Source organism: Streptomyces sp. 2P-4 (assembly GCF_030167965.1).
In the GTDB taxonomy this organism is placed as follows: Bacteria; Actinomycetota; Actinomycetes; order Streptomycetales; family Streptomycetaceae; genus Streptomyces; species Streptomyces globosus_A.
This window is the reverse complement of the sequence record NZ_CP095011.1, coordinates 4992618-5019032: the sequence shown is the minus strand read 5'-3', so window position 1 is coordinate 5019032 and position 26415 is coordinate 4992618. Positions and strand designations below refer to the sequence as shown.

General features: G+C 76.1%; 25 protein-coding genes and 1 other RNA gene. 10 read left to right on the top strand and 16 right to left on the bottom strand.

The genetic code is table 11. The features are described 5' to 3' along the window. Positions 1-2: 2 nt before the first annotated feature. Positions 3-803: a peroxide stress protein YaaA gene (gene yaaA / locus MUK52_RS22235; RefSeq protein WP_284579443.1), complete on the bottom strand. Its 801-nt coding sequence runs from the start codon at positions 801-803 to the stop codon at positions 3-5. Positions 804-903: 100 nt separating this feature from the next. On the opposite strand from yaaA, the gene MUK52_RS22230 reads away from it, so the two are divergent. After that, entirely contained in the window at positions 904-2355 is a 1452-nt protein-coding gene (locus MUK52_RS22230; protein ID WP_284579440.1) for an RNB domain-containing ribonuclease, read from the top strand. Here the strand turns inward: MUK52_RS22230 and MUK52_RS22225 are convergent. Both MUK52_RS22225 and MUK52_RS22220 read right to left on the bottom strand, forming a co-directional pair. Further along, positions 2333-3184: a hypothetical protein gene (locus MUK52_RS22225; RefSeq protein ID WP_284579438.1), complete on the bottom strand. Its 852-nt coding sequence runs from the start codon at positions 3182-3184 to the stop codon at positions 2333-2335. The two genes, MUK52_RS22230 and MUK52_RS22225, sit on opposite strands and share 23 nt — an antisense overlap. Further along, positions 3181-3930 carry a MerR family transcriptional regulator gene (locus tag MUK52_RS22220; RefSeq protein ID WP_284579436.1) on the bottom strand — a complete coding sequence of 250 codons (750 nt, stop codon included), beginning with the start codon at positions 3928-3930 and terminating at the stop codon, positions 3181-3183. Before MUK52_RS22220 ends, MUK52_RS22225 begins: the two co-directional genes overlap by 4 nt. A gap of 78 nt (positions 3931-4008) precedes the next feature. Here MUK52_RS22220 and rnpB point away from each other — a divergent pair. Continuing rightward, an RNA gene (gene rnpB, locus MUK52_RS22215) (RNase P RNA component class A) lies at positions 4009-4410 on the top strand. Positions 4411-4608: 198 nt separating this feature from the next. Here the strand turns inward: rnpB and MUK52_RS22210 are convergent. From MUK52_RS22210 to MUK52_RS22200, 3 genes are read right to left on the bottom strand one after another with little or no spacing between them, the layout of a single operon-like run. Beyond that, positions 4609-5955 (bottom strand): bifunctional RNase H/acid phosphatase, encoded by a 1347-nt coding sequence (locus MUK52_RS22210; protein WP_284579434.1) that lies wholly within the window; start codon positions 5953-5955, stop codon positions 4609-4611. Further along, on the bottom strand, positions 5955-6698 hold the full coding sequence (locus tag MUK52_RS22205; RefSeq protein ID WP_284581752.1) for a zinc ribbon domain-containing protein: 744 nt from the start codon (positions 6696-6698) through the stop codon (positions 5955-5957). Before MUK52_RS22205 ends, MUK52_RS22210 begins: the two co-directional genes overlap by 1 nt. Further along, on the bottom strand, positions 6695-7552 hold the full coding sequence (locus MUK52_RS22200; protein ID WP_114057370.1) for a Nif3-like dinuclear metal center hexameric protein: 858 nt from the start codon (positions 7550-7552) through the stop codon (positions 6695-6697). Before MUK52_RS22200 ends, MUK52_RS22205 begins: the two co-directional genes overlap by 4 nt. 198 nt (positions 7553-7750) lie before the next feature. On the opposite strand from MUK52_RS22200, the gene MUK52_RS22195 reads away from it, so the two are divergent. Continuing rightward, positions 7751-8914: a hypothetical protein gene (locus tag MUK52_RS22195; protein ID WP_284579430.1), complete on the top strand. Its 1164-nt coding sequence runs from the start codon at positions 7751-7753 to the stop codon at positions 8912-8914. Between the two features lie 60 nt (positions 8915-8974). On the opposite strand, the gene MUK52_RS22190 is transcribed toward MUK52_RS22195, so the two are convergent. The 3 genes from MUK52_RS22190 to chsH3 form a co-directional block, all read right to left on the bottom strand. Continuing rightward, complete coding sequence (locus MUK52_RS22190; RefSeq protein ID WP_284579428.1) at positions 8975-9931, bottom strand: 3-oxoacyl-ACP reductase; 957 nt, start codon at positions 9929-9931, stop codon at positions 8975-8977. A gap of 69 nt (positions 9932-10000) precedes the next feature. After that, on the bottom strand, positions 10001-11080 hold the full coding sequence (locus tag MUK52_RS22185; protein ID WP_114057373.1) for a Zn-dependent alcohol dehydrogenase: 1080 nt from the start codon (positions 11078-11080) through the stop codon (positions 10001-10003). Between the two features lie 62 nt (positions 11081-11142). Next, a complete protein-coding gene (chsH3, locus tag MUK52_RS22180; protein ID WP_114057374.1) occupies positions 11143-11997 on the bottom strand; it encodes an enoyl-CoA hydratase ChsH3 in 855 nt (284 codons plus the stop codon). A 237-nt stretch (positions 11998-12234) separates the two neighbouring features. Here chsH3 and MUK52_RS22175 point away from each other — a divergent pair, with 237 nt between their 5' ends. Then, entirely contained in the window at positions 12235-12687 is a 453-nt protein-coding gene (locus MUK52_RS22175; RefSeq protein ID WP_246042882.1) for a response regulator, read from the top strand. Here MUK52_RS22175 and MUK52_RS22170 read toward each other — a convergent pair. Continuing rightward, complete coding sequence (locus MUK52_RS22170) at positions 12668-13855, bottom strand: thiolase C-terminal domain-containing protein (RefSeq protein ID WP_284579424.1); 1188 nt, start codon at positions 13853-13855, stop codon at positions 12668-12670. The two genes, MUK52_RS22175 and MUK52_RS22170, sit on opposite strands and share 20 nt — an antisense overlap. Before the next feature lie 14 nt (positions 13856-13869). Next, positions 13870-16023 (bottom strand): acyl-CoA dehydrogenase family protein, encoded by a 2154-nt coding sequence (locus tag MUK52_RS22165; protein WP_284579422.1) that lies wholly within the window; start codon positions 16021-16023, stop codon positions 13870-13872. Positions 16024-16276: 253 nt separating this feature from the next. On the opposite strand from MUK52_RS22165, the gene MUK52_RS22160 reads away from it, so the two are divergent. The 5 genes from MUK52_RS22160 (at position 16277) to MUK52_RS22140 (ending at position 21208) form a co-directional block, all read left to right on the top strand. Beyond that, entirely contained in the window at positions 16277-17359 is a 1083-nt protein-coding gene (locus MUK52_RS22160; RefSeq protein WP_284579420.1) for a polyprenyl synthetase family protein, read from the top strand. 41 nt (positions 17360-17400) lie between these two features. Next, complete coding sequence (locus tag MUK52_RS22155; RefSeq protein WP_114057378.1) at positions 17401-18051, top strand: class I SAM-dependent methyltransferase; 651 nt, start codon at positions 17401-17403, stop codon at positions 18049-18051. A gap of 115 nt (positions 18052-18166) precedes the next feature. After that, the gene (locus tag MUK52_RS22150; protein ID WP_114057379.1) at positions 18167-19156 is read left to right on the top strand and encodes an N-acetylmuramoyl-L-alanine amidase; all 990 of its coding nucleotides are present in this window, start codon (positions 18167-18169) and stop codon (positions 19154-19156) included. A gap of 137 nt (positions 19157-19293) precedes the next feature. Then, positions 19294-20085 carry a DUF5336 domain-containing protein gene (locus MUK52_RS22145; protein ID WP_114057380.1) on the top strand — a complete coding sequence of 264 codons (792 nt, stop codon included), beginning with the start codon at positions 19294-19296 and terminating at the stop codon, positions 20083-20085. Between the two features lie 112 nt (positions 20086-20197). After that, positions 20198-21208, top strand: a complete 1011-nt coding sequence (locus MUK52_RS22140; RefSeq protein WP_114057381.1) for an LLM class F420-dependent oxidoreductase — start codon at positions 20198-20200, stop codon at positions 21206-21208. 57 nt (positions 21209-21265) lie between these two features. On the opposite strand, the gene MUK52_RS22135 is transcribed toward MUK52_RS22140, so the two are convergent. The 4 genes from MUK52_RS22135 to MUK52_RS22120 form a co-directional block, all read right to left on the bottom strand. Further along, positions 21266-21934 (bottom strand): hypothetical protein, encoded by a 669-nt coding sequence (locus MUK52_RS22135; RefSeq protein ID WP_114058889.1) that lies wholly within the window; start codon positions 21932-21934, stop codon positions 21266-21268. 156 nt (positions 21935-22090) lie between these two features. Then, the gene (locus MUK52_RS22130) at positions 22091-23179 is read right to left on the bottom strand and encodes a prenyltransferase/squalene oxidase repeat-containing protein (protein WP_284579416.1); all 1089 of its coding nucleotides are present in this window, start codon (positions 23177-23179) and stop codon (positions 22091-22093) included. Continuing rightward, positions 23176-23910, bottom strand: coding sequence for a class I SAM-dependent methyltransferase (locus MUK52_RS22125; RefSeq protein WP_114057383.1), 735 nt, complete (start codon positions 23908-23910; stop codon positions 23176-23178). Before MUK52_RS22125 ends, MUK52_RS22130 begins: the two co-directional genes overlap by 4 nt. Positions 23911-23948: 38 nt before the next feature. Continuing rightward, on the bottom strand, positions 23949-25253 hold the full coding sequence (locus tag MUK52_RS22120; RefSeq protein ID WP_114057384.1) for a glycosyltransferase family 4 protein: 1305 nt from the start codon (positions 25251-25253) through the stop codon (positions 23949-23951). Between the two features lie 244 nt (positions 25254-25497). Between MUK52_RS22120 and MUK52_RS22115 the strand changes: the two genes are divergently transcribed. After that, positions 25498-26124: a TetR family transcriptional regulator gene (locus tag MUK52_RS22115; protein WP_114057385.1), complete on the top strand. Its 627-nt coding sequence runs from the start codon at positions 25498-25500 to the stop codon at positions 26122-26124. A gap of 54 nt (positions 26125-26178) precedes the next feature. Here MUK52_RS22115 and MUK52_RS22110 read toward each other — a convergent pair whose 3' ends face one another. Beyond that, the gene (locus MUK52_RS22110; RefSeq protein WP_114057386.1) at positions 26179-26412 is read right to left on the bottom strand and encodes a ferredoxin; all 234 of its coding nucleotides are present in this window, start codon (positions 26410-26412) and stop codon (positions 26179-26181) included. Between the last annotated feature and the right edge of the window lie 3 nt (positions 26413-26415).

The following is a 26415-nucleotide window of genomic DNA, read 5'->3' as shown; positions in this document are numbered from 1 at the left end:
CCTCAGTGGATCTGCGTCACGACGACGTCGAGCGCCCACGCCCGCCCGCCCCGTGCAGGGGCCTCGCCCTCCACCACGTACCCCAGCCCCCGCAGCACCTCGACCAGCTCCGCCGGCCCCGCCGGCCGGGCCCCCGCGACCAGCAGATCCCGCACCAGCCTCCCCTTGGTCGCCTTGTTGAAGTGGCTCACCACGGACCGCTTCTCCACCCCGTCCACGACCTGCGCGTGCAGCACCCGCACGGTGGCCGTCCTCCCGGCGAGTTCCCCCTTCGGCTTCCAGGCGGCCGCGTACGCCGCCGACCGCAGGTCGAGTACGAGCCCGTCCCCGGCGGCTTCCGGCATGACCTGCGCCATCGGCTCCCGCCAGTACGCGCCGAGCGCGCCCAGCCCGGGCAGCTTGACCCCCATCGAGCACCGGTAGGACGGAATCCGGTCGCCGACCCGGACGGCACCCCACAGCCCGGAGAAGACGAGCAGCGTCCGCTCGGCCAGTGCCCGCGCCGCCGCGGGCAGGTCCGCCAGCCCGAGCGCGTCGTACAGCACCCCGGTGTACAGCTCGCCGGCGGGCAGGGCGGCCGCCTCCCGCAGCCCGGCGTTCTTCGCGACCTCGCCGCGGAGCCCCTGGCTCAGCCCGAGCACCTCGCGCGCCTTCTCCTCGTCCCCGGCGCACAGGTCGACGAGCTCGGCGAGCACGGCCTCGCGGGCCGCGGCGAGTCCCGGCAGCGACAGCGTCCCCGCATCCAGGGGTGCGCCGGTCCCGCCGGAGGCCTTTCCCTCGGACGGCGGCAGCAACACGAGCACGGTGTATCTCCTCAGACCAGAACAACACAGGGGGTGCGGCCCCGCCCCAGCGTAGACCGCTCGCCGTGCCGCCCCCGCCGTCCGGCCCTACGCTCGACCCATGCCACGCCGTCATCTGCACATGACCGGCGCAGACGGGGCTGCCCTGCGGGCGGCACTGCGCGACCTGCGGACCGGGCTGGACGTGCCGCGGGAGTTCCCGCCGCCGGTGCTGGCCGAGGCGGAGCAGGCCCTGCGCACCCCCCGGCTCCCGGACGAGGACGCGACCGACCTCCCCCTGTTCACGATCGACCCGCCGTCCTCCCGCGACCTGGACCAGGCGATGCACCTGGCGCGCCGCGCGGGCGGCGGGTACGCCGTCCACTACGCCATCGCCGACCCGGCGGCGTTCGTCACCCCGGGCGGGCCCGTCGACGCGGAGGCGCACCGCCGGGTCACCACCCTGTACTTCCCGGACGGGCGGGTCCCGCTGCTCCCGCCGGCCCTGTCCGAGGGCGCGGCCAGCCTGCTGCCGGGCCAGACCTGCCCGGCCCTGCTGTGGCGCCTCGACCTGGACTCGGCGGGCCGCGTGGAGCGGACGGGGATCCGCCGGGCCCTGGTCCGCAGCCGGGCCCGCTACGACTACGACGGCGCCCAGCAGGCGATCGACTCGGAAACGGCGGAGGAGCCCCTGTCGCTGCTCCGCGAGGTGGGCCGCCTCCGCGAGGAGCTGGAGCGCGAGCGGGGCGGGGTCTCCCTGAACGTGCCCGAGCAGGAGATCATCGCGCGCGACGGCTCGTACGGCCTGGCCTACCGCGCGCCGCTGCCCGCGGACGGCTGGAACGCGCAGATCTCCCTGATGACGGGCATGGCGGCCGCCGACCTGATGCTCGCAGCCGGGACGGGCGTCCTGCGGACCCTGCCGACGGCCCCGGACGGGGAGGTGGGGCGGCTGCGGCGCACCGCCCGGGCGCTGGGCATCGACTGGCCGCACCACGTCCCGTACGCCGAGCTGATCGGCTCCCTCGACGCGCACCGCCCCGCGCACGCGGCGTTCCTGCAGGAGTGCACGGCGCTGCTGCGGGGCGCCGGGTACACGGTCTTCACGGGCGGCGCGCCCGGCGGCCCGGTCGTGCACGCGGCGGTCGCGGCGCCGTACGCGCACTGCACTGCCCCCCTGCGCCGCCTCGCCGACCGCTACACGGGCGAGCTGTGCCTGGCCGCGGCGTCGGGGGCCGGTGCCCCGCAGTGGGTGCTGGCGGGCCTGGAGGAGCTGCCGCGCCGGATGGCGGACGGGATGCGCCTGGCCAACACGGTGGAGCGGGAGTGCGTGGACCTCGTGGAGGCGGCCGTGATGAAGGGCCGCGTCGGGGAGGCCTTCGACGCGGTGGTGATCGACATCGACGACCGCGACTCCCGCTCCGGGACGGTCCACCTGGCCGAGCCGGCGGTCGTCGGCCGCGTGGAGTCCCCGACCGGCGCCCTGCCCCTGGGCGGCCGCATCCGCGTCCGCCTCACCCGCGCGGACCCCGGCCACGCCAAGATCCTCTTCACCGCTGGTGCGGCGGCGTGACCGCGGCGCCCTGCACGGCGGCGACGACGGCGCGCGGATCGTCGGCGTGGAAGCGGATGACGCGGGCCTCGCCCCGCGCGCCCAGCGGCCGGGTGAAGGCGACGGGCCGGGAGAGTTCCACGGTCACGGTGGTCTGGCTGCCGACGGCCAGGTCGAGCACCCCGTCCCCGGAGAGGGTCACCAGCCGGCCCTCCGGGTAGCGGCGGTCGACGCGGGCCGAGGCGACGGCGTCCGCCGGGACGGTCAGGTCGAACAGTGCCCCGTAGCGCAGCCGCAGGCTTCCGTCGCCGCGGACGATGTGCGGCCGGGTCACGCAGGCGGCGTGCATCGCAAGGAGCAGCAGCACGCCGTACACGTCGAGGACGAGCACCACCCGGTGCACGGCCGGCCAGGGAATCAGCAGGGCGAGGGCGACGGTCTCGACGACCGAGACGAACACCATCCCGTACATCATCGCGGTCTGCGGCCCGGTGTACGCGGCCGGCAGGTCGCCCTCGGCGGCGCCGTGCGGCGGGCGGCGCAGCACCCACCGCACGAGGGAGGCCCCGGCCCGCAGTTCGTGCAGCAGCAGCCGGCGCACGGCGGCGGGCACCACGGCCCGCCCCGCGGCCCGCAGGGCCTCGCCCCGTACGGCGCCCCGTGCGCGCTCGGCGGCGTACAGCGACCGCAGCACCCACCCCTCCAGCAGCAGGGCGGCGGCGACGAGGACCCCGCCCGCGGCGAGCACCGCCGCAGGCGGGCGGACCCCGGCGGCGACGGCGAGGACGAGCAGCAGTTCGCCGGGTATGACGGCGGCGGCCGCGAGGCGCGCGGCCCGCACCCGGCTCACCGCCGGCCCCGCTGCACGAACGCCTCCATCACGCGCCGTACGACCTCCGCCTGGGCGGGGGCGTACTCGGCGAGCAGCGCCTCGACGACGGCGGGCGGGGCGGCGGCGGGCCCGCTCCCCCCGTCTCCCCGGATCGCGTCGAACACGGCGTCGGGCACGGCCGCGACGAGGGCGTCGGCCAGCTCCGGGATCCGCGGGTCGTCGGGCGGCGCGTCGGCAAGCTCGTCCAGCCGCTCGTACAGCGTGAGGACGGCCGGGTCGGCTGCGAGCGGCCCGAGCGCCGCGTAGACGCCGGCGCCGCCCTCGCCGGCCGTGTCGAGGAGGGTGAGGAGCTCGCGGTCGAGGGCGGCGGACGGCGAACCGGTGGCCGGCGCCTTGGCGAACAGGTCGGCGAGCGCGGGCGACACGGGCTCGGTCGCGCCGGGCGGCGCGGCCCGCAGCGCGGCGAGCCGGCGGCGGCGCTCCCGGATGCCGGCCTCCTGGCGGGCGAGGTCGGCGTCGAGCTCACTGAGCACCTCGGCGAGGTCGCGCCCGGCATCGTCCGCGAGGACGTCCCGGACCTCGTCGAGGCCGAGCCCCAGCTCGGTGAGCCGGCGTACGCGCGCCAGCAGGACGGCGTCGCGGACGGTGTAGGTCCGGTATCCGTTGGGCAGCCGCACCGGCTCCGGGAGCAGGCCGACATGGTGGTAGTGCCGGACCGCCCGGGTGGTGACCCCGACGAGCGCGGCGATCTCTCCGATCCGCATGCCCTCCAGTAGAAAGCCTGCCGTTGCGGCAAGGTCAAGCGGCGGCGCGGGGCCGGGTAGCATGGTCGGCACGGCAGACGAGCCGGCCGGACGGCCGCGTCGGGATCCCCGGATCCCGCCGAGGAACGTCCGGGCTCCACAGGGCAGGGTGGTGGGTAACGCCCACCCGGGGTGACCCGCGGGACAGTGCCACAGAAAACAGACCGCCGGGGGCTTCGGCCTCCGGTAAGGGTGAAACGGTGGTGTAAGAGACCACCAGCGCCTGGGGTGACCCAGGCGGCTAGGTAAACCCCACTCGGAGCAAGGTCAAAAGGAGTCGTCCCCGGACGGCTCTGCGCGGACGTTCGAGGGCTGCCCGCCCGAGTCCGCGGGTAGACCGCACGAGGCCGGCGGCAACGCCGGCCCTAGATGGATGGCCGTCTCCCCGGCAGCCGCGAGGCCGCCGGGTGACAGAACCCGGCGTACAGGCCGACTCGTCTGCCGCCTGCACTGCTGGCCCGGGGTGGAGCCCCGCAGGCTTCGCCGGCCCGGAGCCCTGGGGAGTCCTTGGGGAGTTCCGCTCCCGTTCGAGGCCTCGCTTGCCCCCCGCCGCGCGCCTTCGGCCCCGCCGCGTCCGCGAATCCACGCCTCGGCTTCCCACCCGCCCGGCGCGCGGGATGCGCGCCGGGCGGGGTGGGGTCAGCGGAGGTGGGACGTGTCGTTGAGGAGGCGGACGGAGGCGTTGCCGTCGCCGTAGTAGGCGACCGCGGAGAGGGACGCCGCCGCCAGTTCCATGCGGAACAGGGACTCCGGCGGGGCGCCGAGGGCCAGGCGTACCAGGATCTTCACCGGGGTGACGTGCGTGACCAGCAGCACGGTGCGGCCCCGGTGCGCGGCCAGCAGCCGGTCTCGGGCCGCGGAGATCCGCCGGGTGGCGGCCGCGAAGCTCTCGCCGCCGCCCGTCGGGGCGGCCTTCGGGGAGTCCAGCCAGGCCTGGAGGTCGTCCGGGTAGCGCTGCTGCACCTCGCCGAACGTCAGCCCCTCCCAGGCGCCGAAGTCGACCTCGCGCAGGCCCTCTTCGACGGTGACGCGGAGGCCGAGCCGGTCCGCGACCGCCTGCGCGGTCTCCCGGCAGCGGCGCAGCGGCGAGCTGACGACCGTCTGGACGGTGCCGCGCGCGGCCAGCGCCTCGGCCACCGCGTACGCCTGGCGGCGGCCGGCGGCGGACAGTTCGGGGTCGCTGCCGCCGCTGCCGGAGAAGCGCTTCTGCGGCGTGAGGGCCGTCTCGCCGTGCCGGAGCAGGACGAACGTCGACGGGGGGCCGAGGTCGGCAGGGCCCCAGCCGCGGCCGGCCTTCGGCGCCCCGGCGGCCGGCGCGCCCTCGGCGGGAGCCGGCCCCCCTTCGGCAGCCGGCGCCGGGAGCACGGCGGACGCGGGGCCGGCGGTCGCCGGTGCCGTCGCGGCAGCGGTCGCGGCGGACGCCCCCGCGGCGGCCGGGGAGGCGGCCAGGGCTGCGCGGACCGCTGCGGCCCCTGCCGCGGCGTCGCCGGGCGGGCCCGACGGAGGCGGTGTGGCCAGGGTGCGGGCCGCCGACGCGTCCAGGGCCGCCGCCGACGCGGACGGCTCCCACTGCCGGCCGTCGCGGCCCGCGTCCATCGCCTCGTTGGCGAGCCGGTCCGCGTGCCGGTTCCGTTCGCGCGGGATCCACTCGTACGTCACGCGGCCGCGCGGCAGGACCGCCGCCGCCTCCGCCGCGAGCGGCTTCATGTCGGGGTGCTTGATCTTCCAGCGGCCCGACATCTGCTCGACGACGAGCTTGGAGTCCATCCGGACCTCGACCGCGGCCTCCGCGTCCAGTTCGCGGGCGGCCTTCAGCCCGGCGATCAGCCCCCGGTACTCGGCCACGTTGTTCGTGGCGACGCCGATGTACTCGGCGCACTCCGCCAGCGTCTCCCCCGTCTCCGGGTCCAGGACGACCGCGCCGTAGCCGGCGGGCCCCGGGTTGCCCCGGGATCCGCCGTCCGCCTCCACGACCAGCCGCGGCATCAGATGCCCGAGTCCGCCGTACGGACCAGGATGCGGCCGCAGTTGTCGTGCCGGACGACCCGGTTCGCGGCCGCGGCCTTGATCTCGTTGACCTCGGCCATGTCCAGCTCCAGCCGGCAGCCCTCGCAGCGGCGCTGGTACAGGCGGGCCGCGCCGACGCCGCCCTGCTTGGCGCGGATCTTCTCGTACAGGGCCACCAGGTCCGCGGGGAGGGAGGCGGCGACGAGCTCGCGCTCCTTCGTGATGCGGGCGGTCTCCGCGTCCAGCTCGCCGGTGGCGGCGTCGCGCCGGGAGGTGGCGTCCGCGAGCCTGGCCTCCAGGGCGGAGACGCGCTCGGTCAGCTCGCCGACGCGCTCCTGCGCGGCCTCCAGGCGCTCCATCACCTCCAGGACGACGTCCTCCAGGTCGGCCTGGCGCTTGGCGAGCGAGACGACCTCGCTCTGCAGGTTCGCCAGGTCGCGCGGGGACATGCCGGCGCCCGAGTCGAGCCGCTGCTGGTCTCGGGCGGCCCGCTGGCGGACCTGGTCGACGTCCTGCTCGGCCTTGGCCTGCTCGCGGGCGGCGTCGCTCGCCTGCGTCTGCGCCGCCACGAGCAGGTCGCGCTGCTGGGAGAGGTCCTTGGTCAGCGAGTCGACCTCGGCGTGCTCCGGCAGCGACGTCCGCTTGTGGGCGAGCTGCGACAGCCGCACGTCCAGGGCCTGGACGTCGAGGAGTCGGATCTGGTCGGCGGGCTCGGCGTTCAGTTGGGGGCTCCAGGGGTAGTCGGGGAGGTTGCGGACGGCGCGTGCGCCGTCCAGGGGTCGGTGACCGTGCGGGACACGTGGGTGCGCAGGCCCCAGCCGTGGCGCTCGGAGACGGCGTCGAGCTGGGCCGCGGCCTGCTCGCACCAGGGCCACTCGGTGGCCCAGTGGGCGGCGTCGACGAGCGCGAGCGGGCTCTGCTCGCGGGCCTCGGACGCCGGGTGGTGGCGCAGGTCGGCGGTGAGGAAGACGTCCACGCCGGCCGCCCGCACCTGCGCGAACAGGCTGTCGCCGGAGCCGCCGCTGACGGCGACGGTGCGGACGGTCATGTCGGGGTCGCCGGCGATACGGATGCCCTGCGCGGTCCGCGGCAGCCGGGCGGCGGCGCGGGCCGCGAACTCGCGGAGCGTCTCCGGGTGGTCGAGTTCGCAGATCCGGCCGAGGCCGCGGCGGCCCTGCGGGTCGGTCGGGTCCGGCACCAGCGGGCCGGTGATCCGCAGGTCGAGCGCGCCGGCGAGCGCGTCGGAGACGCCCGGGTCGGCCGTGTCCGCGTTGGTGTGGGCGACGTGCAGCGCGATGTCGTTCTTGATCAGCGTGTGCACGGCACGGCCCTTGAACGTGCCGGCGGAGACCGTGGTGGTGCCGCGGAGGTAGAGGGGGTGGTGGGTGACGAGCAGGTCGGCTCCCAGCCCCACCGCCTCGTCGACGACCTCCTGTACGGGGTCGACGGCGAACAGGACCCGCGCGACCTCGGCGTCGGGGTCGCCGCAGACGGTTCCGACCGCGTCCCACTGCTCGGCCCGCGAGGGGGGCCAGAGAGCGTCCAGCGCGGCGATGACTTCAGAGAGACGTGGCACAGGCCAAGGCTACCGTCCGTACGGAATCGGAAAGGTCCGCCCGCGGCTCCCCCGCCGCCGGCCCCCGGCGGGCAGCACAGGCGGCGGCGCGGCCCGGCGCGAAACGCCGCCGGGCCACCCTTAAGGGTGAAGCGGCGGAGGTCGTGTTGTTCGGCTGGAAGTGCGAAAACTAGCTTCCTCACCGGAGGTGACGCACGGATGACTGTCTGTGCCATCGAGATCACGACGGCTGCCCCGTTCACCATCGCAGCGGACGGCTCGTACGCGGCCCGGCTCGCCGGGAGCGGCGAGGCGCGCTACCCGGAGCGCTGGACGCTGGCCGGCCCCGAGCCGTACGCGGTGCCGCTGCCGCTGGCCCAGCCCGAGGAGGCCGACAGCGAGGTGCTGCCGCTCGCCGACGGGCGGGTCCTGATCCACCGGCGGGTCGCGGACCGGCACGCCTTCGCCCTGCTGTACCCGACGGGCGGCGCCGGGGCCGGGTCGCGGACGGGCGAGCTCGCACTGGGCTCCGTTGTCCCGGGCCGGGAGGACGTACGGGTGTCCCTGCTGCCCCCGCCGCCCGGCGGGTCCTGCGCCTACGCCCTGGCCTCCTCGGCCGGCGGCTCCGCCGTCTGGCGGGTGGCGGGCGGCCCCTTCGGGCCCGTGGCCCGGATCCCCGGCCGCTGCACGGGCGGTGTCTGGCTGGACCGCGGCGGCCGCATGCTGGCCCTGGACCGCGAGCGGGAGGGCACGGTGAAGGCGGTCGCCGTGGATGTGGGGTGCGGCGAGGCCACCCCGCTGCTGCAGATCGCGGACGGCAGCGACGACCGGCTGCTGTTCGCCGACCCCGACAGCGGGCTCGTGCTGGTCCGGTCGGACGCCGCGGGCGAGCCGCGCCTGGGCTGGGGCGTCCTCGGCAGCGCCCGGCCGGTCCGCTTCCCCGAGTGCCTGCGCGGCCTGCCGGCGGTCCCGTTCGCGGTCCAGCCGGGCCAGGCGCTGATGCCCGAGACGTGCGGGGTCGCGTTCCGGCTGGAGGACCCGGCGGGCGGCTCCGGCGACTGGGGCGGCGTCGCCCTGTGGCGGCCCGCCGACCGGCGCGTCTTCCGCCTCGCCGCGCCCGCCGGCTGGCTCGGCACCGGGCTGTGGAGCCCCGAGGGCCGCCTGCGGCTGCCGTACTCGACGCCCGAGGTGCCCTGCGGGATCGCCGCCGTGGCGATGCCCGACGCGCCTGCGCCCGCGGTCCGGGTCGAGGCTCGGCCCGCAACCGAGCCGGCCGCACCCGGGGCCGCGGCGGGGGCGGCACCCTGCGCGGCGCCGCCCCGCCCGGTGCCGCCCCGCCCGGTGCCGCTCCAGCAGGCCCCGCTCCAGGGCGCGGCGCACTGACCGGCCCCGGGCCCGCCCCGCACCCGTCCCGGGCCCGCCCTGTGCCCGCCCGATCCGCGCCTATCCGGCCGCCGCCCGGCCGTGCCGCAGGCCGAACACCTCGGCCGCGGCGAAGGTCTCGCCGTCCGGGCGGCCCGCGTAGTGCGGTGTGAGGAGCGCGTCCAGCTCCTCGTACGAGAAGACGTCCTCGGCGGTGTCGAACACGGCCGCCACCCTCGGCCGCTCCATCACCGCGACGATCCCGCCGTGGACGACGAGCAGCTGCCCGTTCACCCGGCCCGCCGCCGGCGAGGCCAGGTAGCCGACGAGCGGGGCGACGTGCTCGGGGGCCAGCGGGTCGGGCCGGCCGTCGTCGGGCACGCCGAACCCGGCGAAGACGTCCTCCGTCATCCGGGTCCGCGCCCGCGGGCAGACCGCGTTGGCCGTGACCCCGTACTTGGCGAGGGCGAGCGCGGTCGAGGTGGTCAGGCCGACGATGCCGCCCTTGGCCGCCGCGTAGTTCGGCTGGCCGGCCGAGCCGCCGAGGAAGGCCTCGGAGGAGGTGTTGACGATGCGCCCGAAGACCGGGCCGCCCGCCGCCTTCGACCGCTCCCGCCAGTGCGCGGCGGCGAAGCGGGTGGTGTTGAAGTGGCCCTTGAGGTGGACACGGACGACCGAGTCCCACTCGTCCTCGGACATGGAGAACACCATCCGGTCGCGGAGGATCCCCGCGTTGTTGACCAGGACGTCCAGCTTGCCGAAGGTGTCGACCGCCAGCCCGACGAGTTCGCGGGCCTGCCCGAAGTCGGCCACGTCCCCGGCGTGCGCCACGGCCAGGCCGCCGGCCGCGCGGATCTCCTCGACGACCTCCTGCGCCGGGCCGGCGGACGCGTCGCCCGAGCCGTCGCGGCCGGACCGGCCCAGGTCGTTGACGACCACGGCGGCCCCGAGCCGGGCCAGTTCGAGCGCCTCGGCGCGGCCGAGGCCCCGGCCGGCGCCGGTGACGACGGCGGACAGTCCCTCAAGCGGAAGCGGCATCTGCGGGTTCCTCTCCGACGGGCGTACGGGCGTACGGGCGTGGGCGCGTGCGCAACGTGCGCAACCCCTCTAGAGCTCGATGCAGGTGCGCAGGGCCGTGCCCGTGCGCATCTGGTCCAGGGCGTCGTTGACCTCGGCGAGCTGCACCCGGTGGGTGATCAGCCCGGCCAGGTCGACGCGCCCGGCCCGCCACAGGCCGATCGTGCGCTCGTAGGACCGCAGCACGTCCCCGCCGCCGTACATCGACGGCAGGATCCGCTTCTCGTCGAAGAAGAGGGAGAACATGTTGACGGAGTAGTCGTCGTCGAGGGCGCCCGCGCCGACCACGACGACGGAGCCGCCGCGCCGGGTCATCTCGTACGCGGTCCGCACCGTCGCGGACCGGCCCACGACCTCGAAGACGTAGTCGAAGCCCTCGCCGCCGGTGATCCGCTGCCGGGCGTCGGCGAGGGCCTCCGGGGCGACGGCCTCGGTGGCGCCGAACCGCAGCGCCGCCTCGCGCCGGCCGGCGACCGGGTCGACGGCGACGACCTGCGCGGCGCCCTGCACCTTGGCGCCCTGGACGACGGAGATGCCGACGCCGCCGCAGCCGATGACGGCGACGGACGACCCGGCCTCCACCTTCGCCGTGTTGATCGCCGCGCCGAGGCCGGTGGTGACGCCGCAGCCGATCAGGGCGGCGATGTCGTACGGCACGTCGTCGGGGATCTTCACCGCGCAGGCGGCGGGGACGACGAGCTCCTCGGCGAAGGTGCCGGTGCCGGCGAAGCCGAAGACGTCGCCGCCTCCGGCGCGCCGGAAGTTCGGGGCGGCGGCGTTCCCGAAGGCCGCCAGGCACAGGTGCCCCTGGCCGCGCCGGCACGCCGGGCAGTCCCGGCAGGGCGGCAGCCAGCAGACGAGGACGCGGTCGCCGGCCGCATGGGTGGTGACGCCGTCCCCGACGTCGGTGATCTCCCCCGCGCCCTCGTGCCCGGGGACGAACGGCGCGGGCTGCGGCAGCACCCCGCTCATCGCGGACAGGTCGGAGTGGCAGAGGCCGGTGGCCCTGATGCGGATCCGCACCCGGCCGGGCCCGAAGCCCACGGCCTCCATGTCGTCGACGACCTCGAGCTTGTCCTGGCCTGTCTCGCTCTGCAGCGCTGCGCGCACGGTGCGGCTCCTCGGCTTGGGGCTACGGGGGTGCGGGGGCGGTGGCGGTGGGGCGGGTGGTGCTAGCCGTGCTCGACGACCGTGTCCGCGAGGACGGGGGCGTCGTCCCGCTCGGCGGCGCCCACCTCGACGCGCACCCGGCCGGGCTCCTCCCACATCCGGATCCGCAGCGTCTCGCCGGGGTAGGCGACGCCGGCGAACCGGGTGCGGTAGGCGCGGACGCGGTTGACGTCCCCGCCGAGCGCGGTGTCGACGACGGCCTTGAGGGCCATCCCGTACGAGCAGAGGCCGTGCAGGATCGGCCGGTCGAAGCCGGCCGTCTTGGCGAACCCGGGGTCGGCGTGGAGCGGGTTCCAGTCCCCGGAGAGCCGGTAGAGCAGTGCCTGCTCCTCGCGGACGGCGCGCTCCACGACCCGGTCGGGGGCGCGGCCGGGTGCCTCGGAGCGGGCGGAGGGGCCGCGGTCGCCGCCGAAGCCGCCCTCTCCGCGGACGAAGACCTGCGCGTCGCTGGTCCACAGGGGGCCGTCGGCGTCGGCGGCCTCGGAGCGGAGCACGATGACCGCGGCCTTGCCCTTGTCCCAGACGGCCGCGACCCTGGACGTGGCCGTGGCCCTGCCCGTGACGGGGATGGGCCGGTGCAGCTCGATGGAGTGGCCGCCGTGCAGGACGGCGGCGAGGTCGACCTCGATCCCCGGTGCGGAGAGCCCGCCGAGCATGGCCATGCCCGCGCCGGCGACGGTGGCGAAGCTGGGCAGGACGTGGAGCCGGGACTCCAGGGTGTAGCGGAGCTCGTCGGGGTCGGTGGCGGGGATTCCGGCGCCGAGGCCCAGGTGGTAGAGCTGGACGTCCTTGTGGTCCCAGGCGATGTCCCCGCGGCGGGGGTCGGCGGCGAGGGCCCTGGCGGCGTCGATCGGCATGGGGATGGTGCTCCTTGTCCGTGGAAGACCTCGGCGCGGTCGTCCGCACCGTCGGCCGCACCGAGGTCGCATGCGGGACCGGTTCTAGAACACGTTCCAGTGTCCACCGGTGAGGCATGTATAACGCACCCCCCACCACTTGGGAAGGCTGCTGACTGCGTGTCAGACAGACGGGTTCCGGCGCGTGTTGCGGCCTCCGGGACGGGGGCCGCGCCCTACGCTGGCGGCGTGGACGACATGCCGGTGGACCGCCGCCCCGCCAGGTCCCTGCGGGTGCTCCTCTTCCCGCCGGACGCGGCGCTGGCGCTGCGGCTGGGGCTCCAGCCGGACATCGAGATGGTCGGCTCCGCGCTGGCCCGGCCCGCGGTGGCGCTCGTCGAGGAGCTGTCGGCCGTCACGGCGCTGCTGGCGGAGGATCCCGAGTGCCGGGTGCTGGTGAGGGCCGGCTCGGCGCACCCCGGGCTGGTGGACGCCGCGCTGGCGGCCGGGGCGGCCGGGCTGGTGGTGCGGGACGGGCCGCTGGAGGAGCTGGCGGACGCCCTCCGGCGTGCCTCCCGCGGCGAGACGGTGGTCGACCCGGCCCTGGCGGCCCCCGCCCGCCCCGGCCCGCGGCCCGACCCCGGCCCGCGCCCCGGCCGCAGCTCCGGCTCCGACCCCGGCTCCGGAGGGCTCAGCGGCGCAGCAGGGTGACGACGGCCGCGCCGCCGAGGCCGATGTTGTGGGCCAGGCCGACCGCGGCGCCGGAGACCTGCCGGGGCCCGGCCTGCCCGCGCAGCTGCCACACCAGTTCGGCGGTCTGCGCGAGCCCGGTGGCGCCCAGCGGGTGGCCTTTGGAGATCAGCCCGCCGGAGGGATTGACCACCCAGCGCCCCCCGTACGTCGTCGCGCCGCTCTCCGCGAGGGCGCCCGAGTCCCCGTCCGCGCACATGCCGAGGGCCTCGTAGGTGAGGAGCTCGTTGACGGAGAAGCAGTCGTGGAGCTCGATGACGTCGACGTCGTCGATGCCGAGGCCGGCGGCGGCGAAGGCCTGCCGGGCCGCGGCCGCCGTCACCGGCTTGCCGACGACGTCGATGCAGGACCCGGAGGCGAAGGTGGCGGGCGTGTCGGTGGCCATCGCCTGCCCGGCGATCTCGACGGCCTCGGCGTGCAGCCCGTGCCGTACGAGGAACCGCTCGGAGACGACGACGGCCGCGGCGGCGCCGTCCGACGTGGGCGAGCACTGGAGCCGGGTCAGCGGCTCGTGGACGGGCTTCGCGGCGAGGACCTCCGCGACCGTGTACACGTCGCGGAACTGGGCGTGCGGGTTGTCCGCGGAGTGCCGGTGGTTCTTCGCGGCGACCGCCGCGAGCTGCTCCGGGGTGGTGCCGTACCGCTCCATGTGCTCGCGGGCCGCGTTCCCGAAGAGCTGCGCGGTCGGCGGCGACTGCCCGAAGCCGTGCCGGGCGGCCATGATCCCGTAGTGCCGGGCGACCGGGGAGGCCCCGAAGTCGCCCGCGCCGGCGCCGGAGCCGAGGGAGCCCTTCTTCATCTTCTCGAAGCCGAGGGCCAGTACGCAGTCGGCGAGGCCTCCCGCGACGAGCTGCCGGGCCATCACCAGCGCGGTGGCGCCGGTCGCGCAGTTGTTGTTCACGTTGTAGACGGGGACGCCGGTCAGGCCCAGCGCGTACGCGGCGCGCTGGCCTGCGGTGGAGGGCTGGAAGCAGTAGCCGACGAGGACGTGCTCGACCTGCTCGTAGCCGATGCCGGCGTCCGCGAGCGCGGCCCGCCCGGCCTCCTCGGCGAGCTCCCAGTACGGCCGGTCGGCCGTTTCGGGCTTCTCGAAGCGGGTCATCCCGACTCCGGCGACGTACGACTTCATGCCCGTCCCTTCCTTCAGTCCCTGGGGAGGCCGAGGATCCGCTCGGCGACGACGTTCAGCTGGACCTGCGTGGTGCCCCCGGCGATGGTCAGGCAGCGGGACAGCAGCATCCCGTGGACGGCCCGCTCCCCCGGCCCCTCCCGTACGGCGCCCTCGGGGCCGAGGAGTTCGAGGGCGAGCTCGGCGACCCGCTGCTGGTGCGCGGTCTGGACGAGCTTGCGGATCGAGGCGCCGGCGCCCGGCTCCAGCCCGGACACCTGCCGGAGCGTGGTGCGCAGCCCGATGCAGGCCAGTGCGTGTGCTTCGGCGGCCAGCGCCCCGATGCGGGCGCGGCGGGCGCCGTCGAGGCCGGGGGCGCGGGCGAGGAGCGCCTCCAGGCCGGTGCCGAAGGCGACCTGGTCGGCCATGTGGACGCGCTCGTTGCCGAGGGTGGTGCGGGCGACCGCCCAGCCGTCGCCGGGCCTGCCGAGGAGGGCGTCGGCGGGCAGCAGCGCGCCGTCGAACCAGACCTCGTTGAAGAGGGTGTCGCCGGTGATCTCGCGCAGCGGCCGGATGTCGATGCCGGGGGTGGCGCGCATGTCGACGAGGAAGCAGCCGAGGCCGCGGTGGCGGGGGGCGTCGGGGTCGGTGCGGGCGAGGAGGATCCCGTGGTCGGCGGTGCGGGCGGCGCTCGTCCACACCTTCTGGCCGGTGATCCGCCAGGCGCCGTCCGGGCCGGTCCGCTCGGCCCTGGTACGCAGGGAGGCGAGGTCGGATCCGGCGCCGGGCTCGGAGAAGAGCTGGCACCAGGCGAGGTCGCCGAGCAGCGTGGCGGGGAGGTACGCGGCCTGCTGCTCCGGGGTGCCGTGGGCGATCAGCGAGGGCACGACCCAGGTGGCGATCCCGAGGTCGGAGATCCGTACGCCGGCCCGGGCCAGCTCCTGGCGGACGACGAGCTGCTCCAGGGGCCCGGCGCCGAGCCCCCAGGGCGGCGGCAGGTGGGGGGCGGCGTACCCGGTGGGGGCGAGGGCGCGGCGGGCGGCGGCCGGGTCGAGGCCGCGGGCGGCTTCGGCGGCGCGGCGGGCGGCGGGCCGGTACCGCTCGGCGTCCCCGGGCAGGTCGGTGCGGATCTCGCGGCGGGCGCCGGCGGCGGCGAGGGCGGCGGCGTGCAGCCGGTGCTCGTCGCCGGGGCCGAGGAGCTGCCGGGCCACGAGGGCGCGCCGCAGGTGGAGGTGGGCGTCGTGCTCCCAGGTGAAGCCGGTCCCGCCGAGGATCTGGATGCAGTCCTTGGTGCAGCCGTACGAGGCGTCCAGGGCGGTGGCGGCGGCGAGGGCGGCGGCGAGCGGGCGGCCGCCGGGCGGGCCGTCGGCGGCGCGGGCCGCGTCCCAGGCGAGGGCGCGGGCCTGCTCCAGCCGTACGAGCATGTCGGCGCACAGGTGCTTGACGCCCTGGAAGCGGCCGATGGGCCGGCCGAACTGCTCGCGGACCCTGGCGTGCCCGGCGGCGGTGTGCACGGCCCAGGCGGCGGTGCCGCAGGCGTCGGCGGCGAAGAGGGTCCGGGCGAGGTCGCGGACGAGGCCGTCGTCGAGGGCGAGGAGCCGGTCGGGCGGGACGGGGGTGCGCAGGGCCCGCACCTCGGCGGTGGGGCGGGTCGGGTCGGCGGCGGTGTGGGTGCGTACGGCGAGGGCGGCGGTGTCGACGGCGAACCAGCGGGTGCCTGCGGGGGTGGCGGCGGCGAGCAGGACGAGGTCGGCCTCGCCGGCGCCGAGGACGGGAGGGGCGAGGCCGTCGAGGAGGTGTCCGCCGCCGGGGGCGGGTGCGGCGGTCAGCGTGCCGGGCCCGAGGGCGACGGCTCCGATCCGGGCGCCGCCGGCGAGGGCGGCGGCCAGTTCGGCGGCTCCGGCCCGGTCCAGCAGGGCGGAGGCGAGGGAGTTGGGCAGGAACGGGCCGGGCAGCGCGGCGCGGGCGGCCTCCTCGACGACGACGGCCAGGTCGAGGAGGGTGCCGCCCTCCAGGTGGGGGGCGAGGAGCCCGGCCGTGGCGAGGCCGTCCCACCAGGCGGGGCGCTCCCCGGTGCGGGGCGGCGCGTCCAGCAGGGCGCGGACCCGGTCGGGCGGGACGTGGCGGGCGGCCCAGCCGCGCACGGCGGCGGCCAGGTCCTGCTGCTCCTGCGTGATGGCGATGCCCATGCGGATCCTGCCGCCTCTCCGGCGTCCCGACGTCCCGGCGGCCCGCCCGGGGTCCCCGGTGGCGCGACCGCGGGCCAGGGTAGAACACGTTTCATTCTGACGGAAGGTCAGATACGTTCCGGGGGTCGCCTCCTGCTCGGACGCCGCAGCCGGAAGCGGCCGGAAATCGCTCTGGATCCGGCCCGCCCCGAATGATCGAATCCGGGGGCGGCCCAGGCCGCCCCCGCAGCCGCCTCCGGGAAGGAAACGGCCCGTGCACCCCCTTCCGTACGCGGACCTCCGCGCAGTGGCGCCCCTCGACATCGAGGCGGAACTGGACGCCGCCGTCCGGCTGCTCGGGCCCGAAGCGGACACGCGCGCCGCCCGCGGCGCGGTCGCGGGTCTCCTGCGCCGCCACCCGCTGCGGCACCCCCTGTGGGTGCTGCCGCTGCTCGTCCACGGCGCACAGACCGGCGACCCCGCCCCCGCCGCCCCGCTCGCCGCCCTGCACGTGCTGTGGTGGACCTCCGCCTGCCACCTCGACGACCTGGCCGACGCCCCCGGCCGTACGCGCCCCGGCGAGCCGGGGCCCGATCGCGGGCCGGGGCCCGATCCCGGACCCCGGCCGAGCGAGGAGCTGATGGCCGCCTTCCTCGCCGGGAGCGTCCTGCCGCTGCGCATCGTCGAGGCCCTTCCAGCCCCTCCGGCGGTACGCGCGGCCCTGGCCTCGGAGATCCTGACCGCCTGGACTGCCGCCGCTCAGGGGCAGCTGGCCGACATCGGCACGGACGCCGCGCACGCCACCCGCGGATCCGCGGTGGCCGCCTACCGCGGGAAGTCCGGCGGCCCCTTCGCGATGATCGCCTCGATGGCAGCGGAGCTGTCGGGGGCGGAGCGGCAAAGGGTGGATTCCTGGCGGGAGTTCGGCACCCTCTTCGGCATCCTGTGGCAGCTGTTCAACGACCAGGAGGACATCCTCACCGGCCGCCACGAGGACCTCCGCAACGGCACACCGACCTACCTGCTCGCCTGCGCCCTCGAAGGCGCCGCCCCGCCCGCCGGCCGGGACCGCCTCCTCACCCTGTGCGGGGCCGCGCGCGTGTCCGCCGCCGCGCGGTCGGAACTCCTGGCGGCCCTCCTCGCGCCCGCCGTGCTCCGCCGCTACGGCGCCGGACTCGGCGCGTTCCGCGCCCGTACGCACCGCGTACTCGCCGCAGTCGGCGGCCACGAGCGGTACCTGGCGGCGCTGCGGCGCCTCGTGGACCACGCCTCGGCCCTGCTGCTGCCGCCCGCCGCCGCGGCGGCCGCTGCCGCGACCGCCCGGCCGACCCGGCCGTGGCGGCCTACCGGGCGGTAGGGCAGCATGGGCTCCGCCCACGCGCAGCACAGGAGGAACCCATGGCCCCCGCCGCCACCCCCAAGCCGGAGACCCTCGCAGCCTTCGAGGCCGCCAAGGGCTTCATGCCCCTGCGCGAGGGGCTCGCCCTGTACGAGGCGGCCGCCGCGGCCGCGGCCCTGGGGCTGCCGCTGCTGGAGGTGGGCACGTACTGCGGGCGCTCGACGATCCTGCTGGCCGACGCCGCCCGCGAGGCCGGCGTGAGCGCCGTCACCGTGGACCACCACCGGGGCAGCGAGGAGCAGCAGCCCGGCTGGGAGTACCACGACCCGTCCGTCGTCGACCCCGAGATCGGGCTGATGGACACCCTTCCGACCTTCCGGCGCACCCTGCACCGGGCGGGGCTGGAGGAGCACGTTGTCGCCGTCGTGGGCCGGTCCCCGCAGGTGGCAGCCGTCTGGGGCGGCCCGCTCGGCTTCGTCTTCATCGACGGCGGCCACACCGACGAGCACGCCGCCGGGGACTACGAGGGGTGGGCCCCGCACCTGGCCGAGGGCGGCACCCTCGCCATCCACGACGTCTTCCCCGACCCGGCCGACGGCGGGCAGGCCCCGTACCGGATCTACCTGCGCGCGCTGGACTCCGGCGCCTTCGAGGAGGTCTCGGCGACCGACTCGCTGCGGATCCTGCGCCGCACGGGTCCCGGCATCTGAGCGGGCGCCGGCCCGGCATCCGGGAGCACGCGGGGCATATCAGCACACGATCGCACCGCGCCCTCGGACGGCCCAGTGCCCGGTCCCGCCCGGGGGCCCGGTCTAGCATCGCGCCGTGCGCTACGACGACAGCCCCCCGCAGCCCGAGAACGCCCCCGCGCCCGGCGCGGACCGGCGGCGCTTCGCACGCCGCTCCGCCCTCGCCGTCGCCGCGGCGGTGATCGCCCCGACCACCCTGGCCGGCTGGGTCCTGGTCCAGGTCGGCACCGGCGCCGGGGCGGACGACGCCCGTCCGCCCCGCGTCGCGGCGCCGGCCGCCGCGGCCTCCCCGCCCGCCTCGGCCACCGCCCCCGCCTCCCCGTCCACGGGCACCGGCCCGAGCACCGCCCCCTCGGCGAGCGGCGCCCCCGCGCCCTCCCCCGGCGCCACCTCCCCCCTCGCCGGCAAGACCGTGGTCGTCGACCCCGGGCACAACACCGGCAACTTCGACCACAGCCGCGAGATCAACCAGCAGGTGGACATCGGCACCGCCCGCAAGGAGTGCGACACCACCGGCACCACCACCCGCGCCGGTTACAGGGAAGCCGACTTCACCCTCGACGTGTCCCGCCGGCTGCGCACCATCCTCGAAGACCGCGGCCTGAAGGTGGTGTTCACACACGAGGCCGACCGCGCCTGGGGGCCCTGCATCACCGAGCGGGCCCGCATCGGCAACGAGGCGAACGCGGACGCCGTCGTCTCCGTCCACGCGGACGGCGTCTCCGAGGGCAGCCGCGGCTACCACGTCATCCTCCCCGCCAAGGTCAAGGGCGGCGCCGCGGACACCGCCGCGATCGTGGGCCCGTCCCGGACGCTCGGCGAGCGGATCGCGGCGAACTTCGCCCGCACCACCGGCTCCGGCCCCGCCAACTACCTGGGCGGCGGAACCGGACTGGTCGTCCGCGACGACCTGGGCGGCCTCAATCTCTCGACCCGGCCCAAGGTGTTCGTCGAATGCGGCAACATGCGTGACAGCAAGGACGCGGCGCTGCTGACGAGTCCGCAGTGGCGGCAGAAGGCCGCGCAGGGCATCGCGGACGGGATCGTCGGCTTCCTCGGCGGGTAGTCCTGAAGAGGGGGGCGGCCTGCCGCCCCGGTCCTCTCGGCCGCGGGAAACCTCCGTACCATGGTCCAGCCCGCCCCCTGCTCCTGGTTGCACGACCGCACCACGAGACGACCGAGACCGAGAAGGACACCTAAGACGTGAACATCCGCTCCCTCACTCGAGGCGACGGCGTGGTGATCGGAGCAGCGGTGCTGCTGTTCATCGCCTCGTTCCTCGATTTCTACTCCGCGACCGGCCTGGACCTGCCGAGCGTGTGGGACACCGACGTCTACCGGCTGGCGCTGCCGTCCGTCTTCCTGCTGGGCTTCGCCGCCGCCGGCCTGCTCGTCGCCGGGCGCTTCCTGCCGGCGGGCCGCCAGCTCGCCGGCCTGCCGCTGTCGGCGTGGGGGACGGTCCTCGCGGTCTCCGCCGCCTGGTCCTCGCTGTGGTCGCTCATCACCAGCCCGAGCGGCGCCGACCTGGGCGCGGGCTGCATCATCGCCTTCCTCGCCACCCTCGTCCTGGCGGGCACCGCGCTCTTCGGCCAGAAGGTCCCGGCGCTCGCCGGCCCGCTGCTCCCGGAGGCCCGCCCGGCCGCGCCGGCGCCGTACGGCGGCCAGCCGCAGCCGGGCACCGGGTACGGCTACCCGGGCGGCCAGCAGCCCCCCGGCTACGGCGCCACCCCGCAGCCCGCGCCGCCGTACGGCGGCACCCCGGGCCCGCAGGACGCGGCGCCTGCCCCGGCGGCGGACTTCGCCCCGTTCTGGTTCGCCGTGCCGGTGGCCCGCCCCCTGTACGCGGAGGACGGCTCGCCGTCGCCGATCGCCGAACTCGCCCCCGGCACCTGGTACCTGGCGGTGGACCAGCGCGGCCCGTCCACGCTGATCGCCCAGACGCAGGACGGCCGCCGCGGCGTCCTGAACGACACCTCCGGCATCCAGCGCGGCTGACGCGCCCGGACGGTTCCGACGGCCCTCCGCCCTTCCGGGCGGGGGGCCGTTGTCCTACAGTCGCCCCGTTCACTGACGTACCGTCAGGAACGGTCGGCGGAAGGGACCGCTCATGCGCCTCGGACTCGCACTCGGCTACTGGGGCCGCGGCCCCGACCCCGCCCACCTCGCCCTCGCCACCGAGGCCGAGCGCCTCGGCTACTCCTCGGTGTGGACCGCCGAGGCCTGGGGCTCGGACGCCTTCACCCCGCTCACCTGGATCGCCGCGCACACCTCCCGCATCCTCCTCGGCACCGCCGTCGCGCAGATGGCCGCCCGCAGTCCGACCGCCACCGCCATGCACGCCCTCACCCTCGACCACCTCTCCGGCGGCCGCATGATGCTCGGCCTCGGCCTGTCCGGACCGCAGGTCGTCGAGGGCTGGTACGGGCGCCCGTTCCCGGCGAGCCCGCTGACCGCCACCCGCGAGTACGTCGACGTCGTCCGCCAGGTCCTGCGCCGCGAGGCCCCCGTCGCCCTGGAGGGCCGCTTCCACAGCCACCCCTACCTCGGCCCCGACGCGACCGGCCTCGGCCGCCCGCTGCGGCCGATCACCCACCCGCTCCGCGCCGACCTGCCGCTGCTCCTCGGCGCGGAGGGCCCCCGCAACGTCGCCCAGACCGTCCGCATCGCCGACGGCTGGCTGCCCCTGTACTGGTCGCCGCTGCGGACGGGCGTCTTCCGGGAGGCCCTCGCCAGACTGCCCGAGGGCTTCCTGATCGCCCCGATGGCCCGCGCCCGTGTCTGCGACGATGTCGCCGAGGGCCTGCTGCCCGTCAAGGCCATGCTCGGCTTCTACATCGGCGGCATGGGCCACGCCGCCCGCAACTTCCACGCCGACCTCATGGCCCGCATGGGCTTCGCGGAGGAGGCCCGCCGCGTTCAGGAGTTGTTCCTCGCCGGGCGCAGGAAGGAGGCGGTGCTCGCCGTGCCGGACGCGTTCGCCGACGAGATCAGCCTGGTGGGGCCGCGCGAGCGGATCGCGGAGCGGCTGGAGCTGTGGCGCAGCGGCCCGGTCACCGACCTGCTGGTCACCGCCCCGGACCCGCACACCCTGCGCGTCCTGGCGGACCTCGGCACCTGAGGCCGCGCCGCGCGCCGCCCGGCCGGGAAGGGCCCCGGCCGGGCGGGCCGCACCCGGCTATCCGCCGAGCTCGGACACGCCGGGCACCTGGTCCTTGACGGGGGCGCCGGCGCTCTGGCCGGCGTCCTTCACCCCGTTGATGATGTTCTGGAAGGAGGTGATGTCGGCGGCGTCGATGTCGCCGCTGCGCAGCTTCGCCCCCATCTCCTTCAGGGATTCGATCCCCGCGGTGAGCGGGGCGAGCGCCTTCGACAGCAGCGGGTCGGCCTGGGCGTTGCCGACGGCCGCCTTCAGCCGGTTGTACGCGAACGCGCCCGCCAGGCCCGCCTTGATCAGCGTGAACGTGCGCCCGCTCGCCCCCTTGCGGAACTTGCCCTGCTGGTACGGCTTGATGATCCACTGGTAGGTGGCGCCGGCCGCGAGTCCCGCGTTCGCGACGAACCGGGCCTTGGCGAACCTCTGGCGCTCGGCCGAGGTGGTGGGCGAGGGCTCCACCTGCGGGAGCGCGGCCCGGGCCGCGGCGTGCGCGGCCTGCGCGCGCAGGGCGCCGCCCTGCTCCGCGTGCCCGAGGACCCGGGCGGCCGCGATGGCCTCGGATCCGGCTCCGCCGCCCTGGCCCCCCGCCCCGGCGGCCGCCGAGCCGCCGCACGCGGCGCCTCCGGCGACCAGCGCGCCCGACAGCGCGAGCGCCGTCAGGCCGCGGCTGCATCGGATGCTCCTGGGTATCGACACGGTTGCCTCCCGATGGAGTGGGGTGTCCCCGGCAGCGTCACCCCCGGGCCCGTGCCCCGCCACTCGGGCCACCCGACCGGCCCACCCGGGTGGCGCGGGCGGCCCTCCGCCCCCACCATCCCCGGCCGCGCCCTCCGGCGGGGAGGCCCGTCAGGGGCGTCCGCAGCAGTCCGGCTCCAGCCCGGCGGGCAGCGACAGCCCCCCGAACACGGTCGTCGTGGCCTCGTCGCCGCCCAGCGCGGCGGCCGCCAGCAGCAGCGAGCCCGCCGTCCACGTCGTCTGCTCCACCGGCCAGACCGCCTCGTCCTCGAAGACGTACCCGGTCCAGTACATCCCGTTCTCGGCGCGCAGGTGCGTGATGGAGCGCAGGATCTCCAGGGCCCGGTCCGACTCGCCGACCGCCCACAGGGCGAGCGCCAGCTCGCAGGACTCGCCGCCGGTCACCCACGGGTTGGGCAGCACGCAGCGCACCCCGAGGCCGGGGACGACGAACTCGTCCCACCGCTCCCCGATGCGCTCCCTGGCCGCCGCGCCCGTCACGGCCCCGCCGAGGACCGGGTAGTACCAGTCCATCGAGTAGCGGGACTTGTCCAGGAACCTCTCCGGGTGGCTGCGTATCGCGTGCCCGAGCGCGCCGGCCGCGAGCTCCCAGTCCGGCTGCGGGTCCGCGCGGTGCTCGGCGATCGCGAGTGCGCACCGCAGTGCCTGGTGGATCGAGGAGGAGCCGGTCAGCAGTGCGTCCGCGACGGGCGTGCCGTCGGCCTCGCGCTTCCAGCCGATCTCGCCGCCGGGCTGCTGGAGCTCCAGGACGAACTCGACGGCCGCGTACACGACGGGCCACATGAGCTCCAGGAACCGGTCGTCGCCGGTGGCCAGGTAGTGGTGCCACACTCCGACCGCCACGTACGCGGTGAAGTTGGTCTCCCGGCCGGCGTCCTGCGGGCTCACGGTGTCGACGCCGCCCGGCCGGTCGGCGTACGCCGCGTACCAGGAGCCGTCGGCGTTCTGGTGCCGTGCCAGCCACCGGTAGGCGCGCTCGGCGGCGGCGTGCTCGCCGGCCGCGTCGAGGGCCATGGCGGCCTCGGTGTGGTCCCACGGGTCGAGGTGGTGGCCGCGGAACCAGGGGATCGCGCCGTCGGGACGCTGCACGGCGAGGATCCCGGCGACGGTCGCCGCTGCCTGGTCCGCCGTCAGCACCCCGTCCAGGGCGAGGCGTTCGGTGCGCCCGGTGGAGCTCACTGGGCGGCACCGACGGGGAGGTGCGGCTTCGTCGCGTACACGACGAAGCTCTTGCCGATGACGGGGTTCAGGGCCTGCTCGGCGAGGCGCGTCGCGAGCGGCTTCTTCATGATGTCCCAGACCAGCAGCTTGTGGTACGCGCGGACGGGCAGGGCCTTGTCGTTGTCGACGCCGAAGGCGCACTTGAGCCACCAGTACGGGGAGTGCAGGCCGTGCGCGTGGTGGGTGCCGTACGGCTTGAGGCCGGCGGCCCGCATCTTGCCGAGCAGCTCGTCGGCCTTGTAGATGCGGATGTGGCCGCCCTCGACCTCGTGGTAGGCGTCGCTGAGGGCCCAGCAGACCTTCTCCGGGCCGTAGCGGGGGACGGTGACGGCGATGCGCCCGCCGGGCCTGAGGACGCGGACCATCTCGGCGAGGACGCCCTTGTCGTCGGGGATGTGCTCCATCACCTCGGAGATGATGACGACGTCGAAGGAGTCGTCGGGGAAGGGCAGTGCGAGGGCGTCGCCCTCCATCGCGGTGGCGGTGGCGCCGGCCGGGGCCTCGCCGGCCTCCTTCATGGCGGCGAACCACTTGGCGACCTCGCGGATCTCCTCGCCGTTGCGGTCGACGGCGACGACCTGCGCGCCGCGCCGGTAGCACTCGAAGGCGTGCCGGCCTGCGCCGCAGCCCAGATCGAGCACGCGGTCGCCTGCGGCGAGCGGGAACCGGGAGAAATCGACGGTCAGCACGGGGTCCTGCCTTCGCGGTCGCGGTGGTGGGGGAACATTCAGCGGGTGCGGCGGGCCTGCGCGATCGCGGCCCGGTAGTGGGCGGCGGTGCCCTCGGCGGCCTTGGCCCACGTGAACCGGGTGAGGACCCGCTCGCGGCCGGCGGCGCCGAGCCGGGCCCGCAGCTGCGGGTCGCCGAGGAGCCGGCCGAGCGCGGCGGCCAGGGCCCCGGCGTCGCCGGGCGGCACCGCGAGGCAGGTCTCGCCGTCGGGTCCCGCGACCTCGGGGATCGCGCCGCCGGTGGTGGCGACCAGCGGGGTGCCGGTGGCCATGGCCTCGGCGGCGGGCAGCGAGAAGCCCTCGTAGAGGGAGGGGACGCAGGCGACCTGGGCGCTGCGCACGAGGTCGACGAGTTCGGCGTCCGTCACACCCTTGACGAAGCGGACGGCGTCCCGGAGGCCGTACGTCTCGATGGCGCGGGCGACGGGCCCCTCCTCGGCGCGCTTGCCGACGACGACGAGGTGCGCGGCGGGCTGCTCGGTGCGCAGCTTGGCGAGGGCTTCGACGAGGAACACCAGGCCCTTGAGGGGCACGTCGGCGCTGGAGGTGGTGACGATCCGGCCGGGCACTTCGGCGACTGCCGGGTCGGGCGACCACAGGTCGGTGTCGGCGCCGATGTGGACGACGTGGATGCGCTCGCCGCGTACGCCGAGGTGCTCGGCGATCTCCTGCTTGGAGGAGCCGGAGACGGTCAGCACGGAGGGCAGGCGGCGGGCGACGCGGCGCTGCATGCGCGTGAAGGCGTACCAGCGGCGGACGGAGACGCGCCGCTTGCGGTCGGGGGCGGCGTCGAGCTCCAGCTGCCGGTCGACGGTGATCGGGTGGTGGATCGTGGTGACCAGCGGGGCGCCGAGGTCGCCGAGGAGTCCGTAGCCGAGGGTCTGGTTGTCGTGGATGACGTCGAACTCGCCCGCGCGCGCGGCGAGGTGGCGGCGGGCGCGCAGGGAGAAGGTCAGCGGCTCGGGGAAGCCGCCGGTCCACATGGTGGCGACCTCCAGCGCGTCGATCCAGTCGCGGAACTCCTCGCGCCGCGGGGTGCGGAAGGGGTCGGGCTGGCGGTAGAGGTCGAGGCTGGGCAGCTCGGTCAGGGAGGCGCCCTCGTCCAGGACCGGATAGGGCTGTGCGCCGATCACCTCCACGGAGTGGCCGAGCCGGACGAGTTCCCGCGAAAGGTGCCGCACGTAGACGCCCTGGCCCCCGCAGAACGGGTTCCCCTTGTAGGTCAGGAGTGCGATGCGCAACGGCCGGTCACCGTCCGTCACAGCCCCTGCGAAAGGGCTCGTCACCACGGCCTCAGCGGTCACTCTCGGCCCCTTTCTGGCTGCAACTTTCGCCGGAGCGTAACCGCTCGGATAATGTAGAACAAGTTTCAGAGTTGATCCGTCGCGGACCATTGAATCTACCGGCCGGAAACCCCACCGTAAGAGACGGAGCAGGTGATTCGCGCCACCACGCGGCGCCTGCCATGCTGGGCCCGCACCAGCCCGGAAACGGCCCCGCACCTGCGGGGCGCTCTCCCAGCCAGCGGCACACCACGGAACGGGGCACATGACAGCGGAAGCCAAGGCCGTCACCACACCGGCGTCCCCTCCCCTGACCGAGCGCCAGGAGGCGCGCCGCCGCCGCATCCTCAACGCCAGCGCCCAACTGGCGGCGCGGGGCGGTTTCGACGCCGTCCAGATGCGCGAGGTCGCGGAGGCCGCCGGGGTCGCCCTCGGCACCCTCTACCGCTACTTCCCCTCCAAGGTGCACCTGCTGGTCGCGACGATGCAGGACCAGCTCCAGCACATGCACACCACGCTCCGCAAGCGCCCGCCGGCCGCGGAGGACCCCGCGGCCCGGGTCGCGGAGACGCTGATGCGGGCCTTCCGGGCCCTCCAGCGCGAACCGCACCTCGCGGACGCGATGGTGCGCGCGCTGACCTTCGCGGACCGCAGCGTCAGCCCGGAGGTGGACACCGTCTCGCGCCTGACGACCGCGATCATCCTGGACGCGATGGGCCTGGAGGCGCCGCCGACCGCGGAGCAGCTCTCGGCGGTCCGCGTCATCGAGCACACCTGGCACTCCGCGCTGATCACGTGGCTGTCGGGGCGGGCCTCGATCGCCCAGGTGAAGATCGACATCGAGACGGTCTGCCGGCTGATCGAGCTGACGGCCCCGCCGGAAAAGGCCTGAACCCGCTGTCGGGCGGCCCGGGGCGGGCCGGGCGCCGCGCCCGCCCCGGGCGCCTCACTCCTCGGGCGGGAACACCGCCTCCCCGCTCTCCGCGAGCATGATCGAGATGGCCTCGACGGGGCAGCCCTCGGCCGCCGCCAGCACGGGCTCGCTCGCCTCGGCCTCCTCCCGGCGCGGGTGCGACTGGCGCGCCGCGTCGAGGGCGAAGCCCTCGGGGGCCAGGCCCGCGCACATGCCGGAGCCGATGCACACCGTCCGGTCGACCTCCACCCGCCACCGGTCGCCCACGGC

What these genes read in the sequence shown, in the direction of transcription:
- MUK52_RS22230 (WP_284579440.1), top strand. Translation starts at nt 904, where the DNA reads ATGCCACGCCGTCATCTGCACATGACCGGCGCAGACGGGGCTGCCCTG.
- MUK52_RS22220 (WP_284579436.1), bottom strand. Translation starts at nt 3,930, where the DNA reads ATGCGGATCGGAGAGATCGCCGCGCTCGTCGGGGTCACCACCCGGGCG.
- MUK52_RS22210 (WP_284579434.1), bottom strand. Translation starts at nt 5,955, where the DNA reads ATGCCGCGGCTGGTCGTGGAGGCGGACGGCGGATCCCGGGGCAACCCG.
- MUK52_RS22195 (WP_284579430.1), top strand. Translation starts at nt 7,751, where the DNA reads ATGACTGTCTGTGCCATCGAGATCACGACGGCTGCCCCGTTCACCATC.
- MUK52_RS22190 (WP_284579428.1), bottom strand. Translation starts at nt 9,931, where the DNA reads ATGCCGCTTCCGCTTGAGGGACTGTCCGCCGTCGTCACCGGCGCCGGC.
- chsH3 (WP_114057374.1), bottom strand. Translation starts at nt 11,997, where the DNA reads ATGCCGATCGACGCCGCCAGGGCCCTCGCCGCCGACCCCCGCCGCGGG.
- MUK52_RS22175 (WP_246042882.1), top strand. Translation starts at nt 12,235, where the DNA reads ATGCCGGTGGACCGCCGCCCCGCCAGGTCCCTGCGGGTGCTCCTCTTC.
- MUK52_RS22170 (WP_284579424.1), bottom strand. Translation starts at nt 13,855, where the DNA reads ATGAAGTCGTACGTCGCCGGAGTCGGGATGACCCGCTTCGAGAAGCCC.
- MUK52_RS22165 (WP_284579422.1), bottom strand. Translation starts at nt 16,023, where the DNA reads ATGGGCATCGCCATCACGCAGGAGCAGCAGGACCTGGCCGCCGCCGTG.
- MUK52_RS22155 (WP_114057378.1), top strand. Translation starts at nt 17,401, where the DNA reads ATGGCCCCCGCCGCCACCCCCAAGCCGGAGACCCTCGCAGCCTTCGAG.
- MUK52_RS22140 (WP_114057381.1), top strand. Translation starts at nt 20,198, where the DNA reads ATGCGCCTCGGACTCGCACTCGGCTACTGGGGCCGCGGCCCCGACCCC.
- MUK52_RS22115 (WP_114057385.1), top strand. Translation starts at nt 25,498, where the DNA reads ATGACAGCGGAAGCCAAGGCCGTCACCACACCGGCGTCCCCTCCCCTG.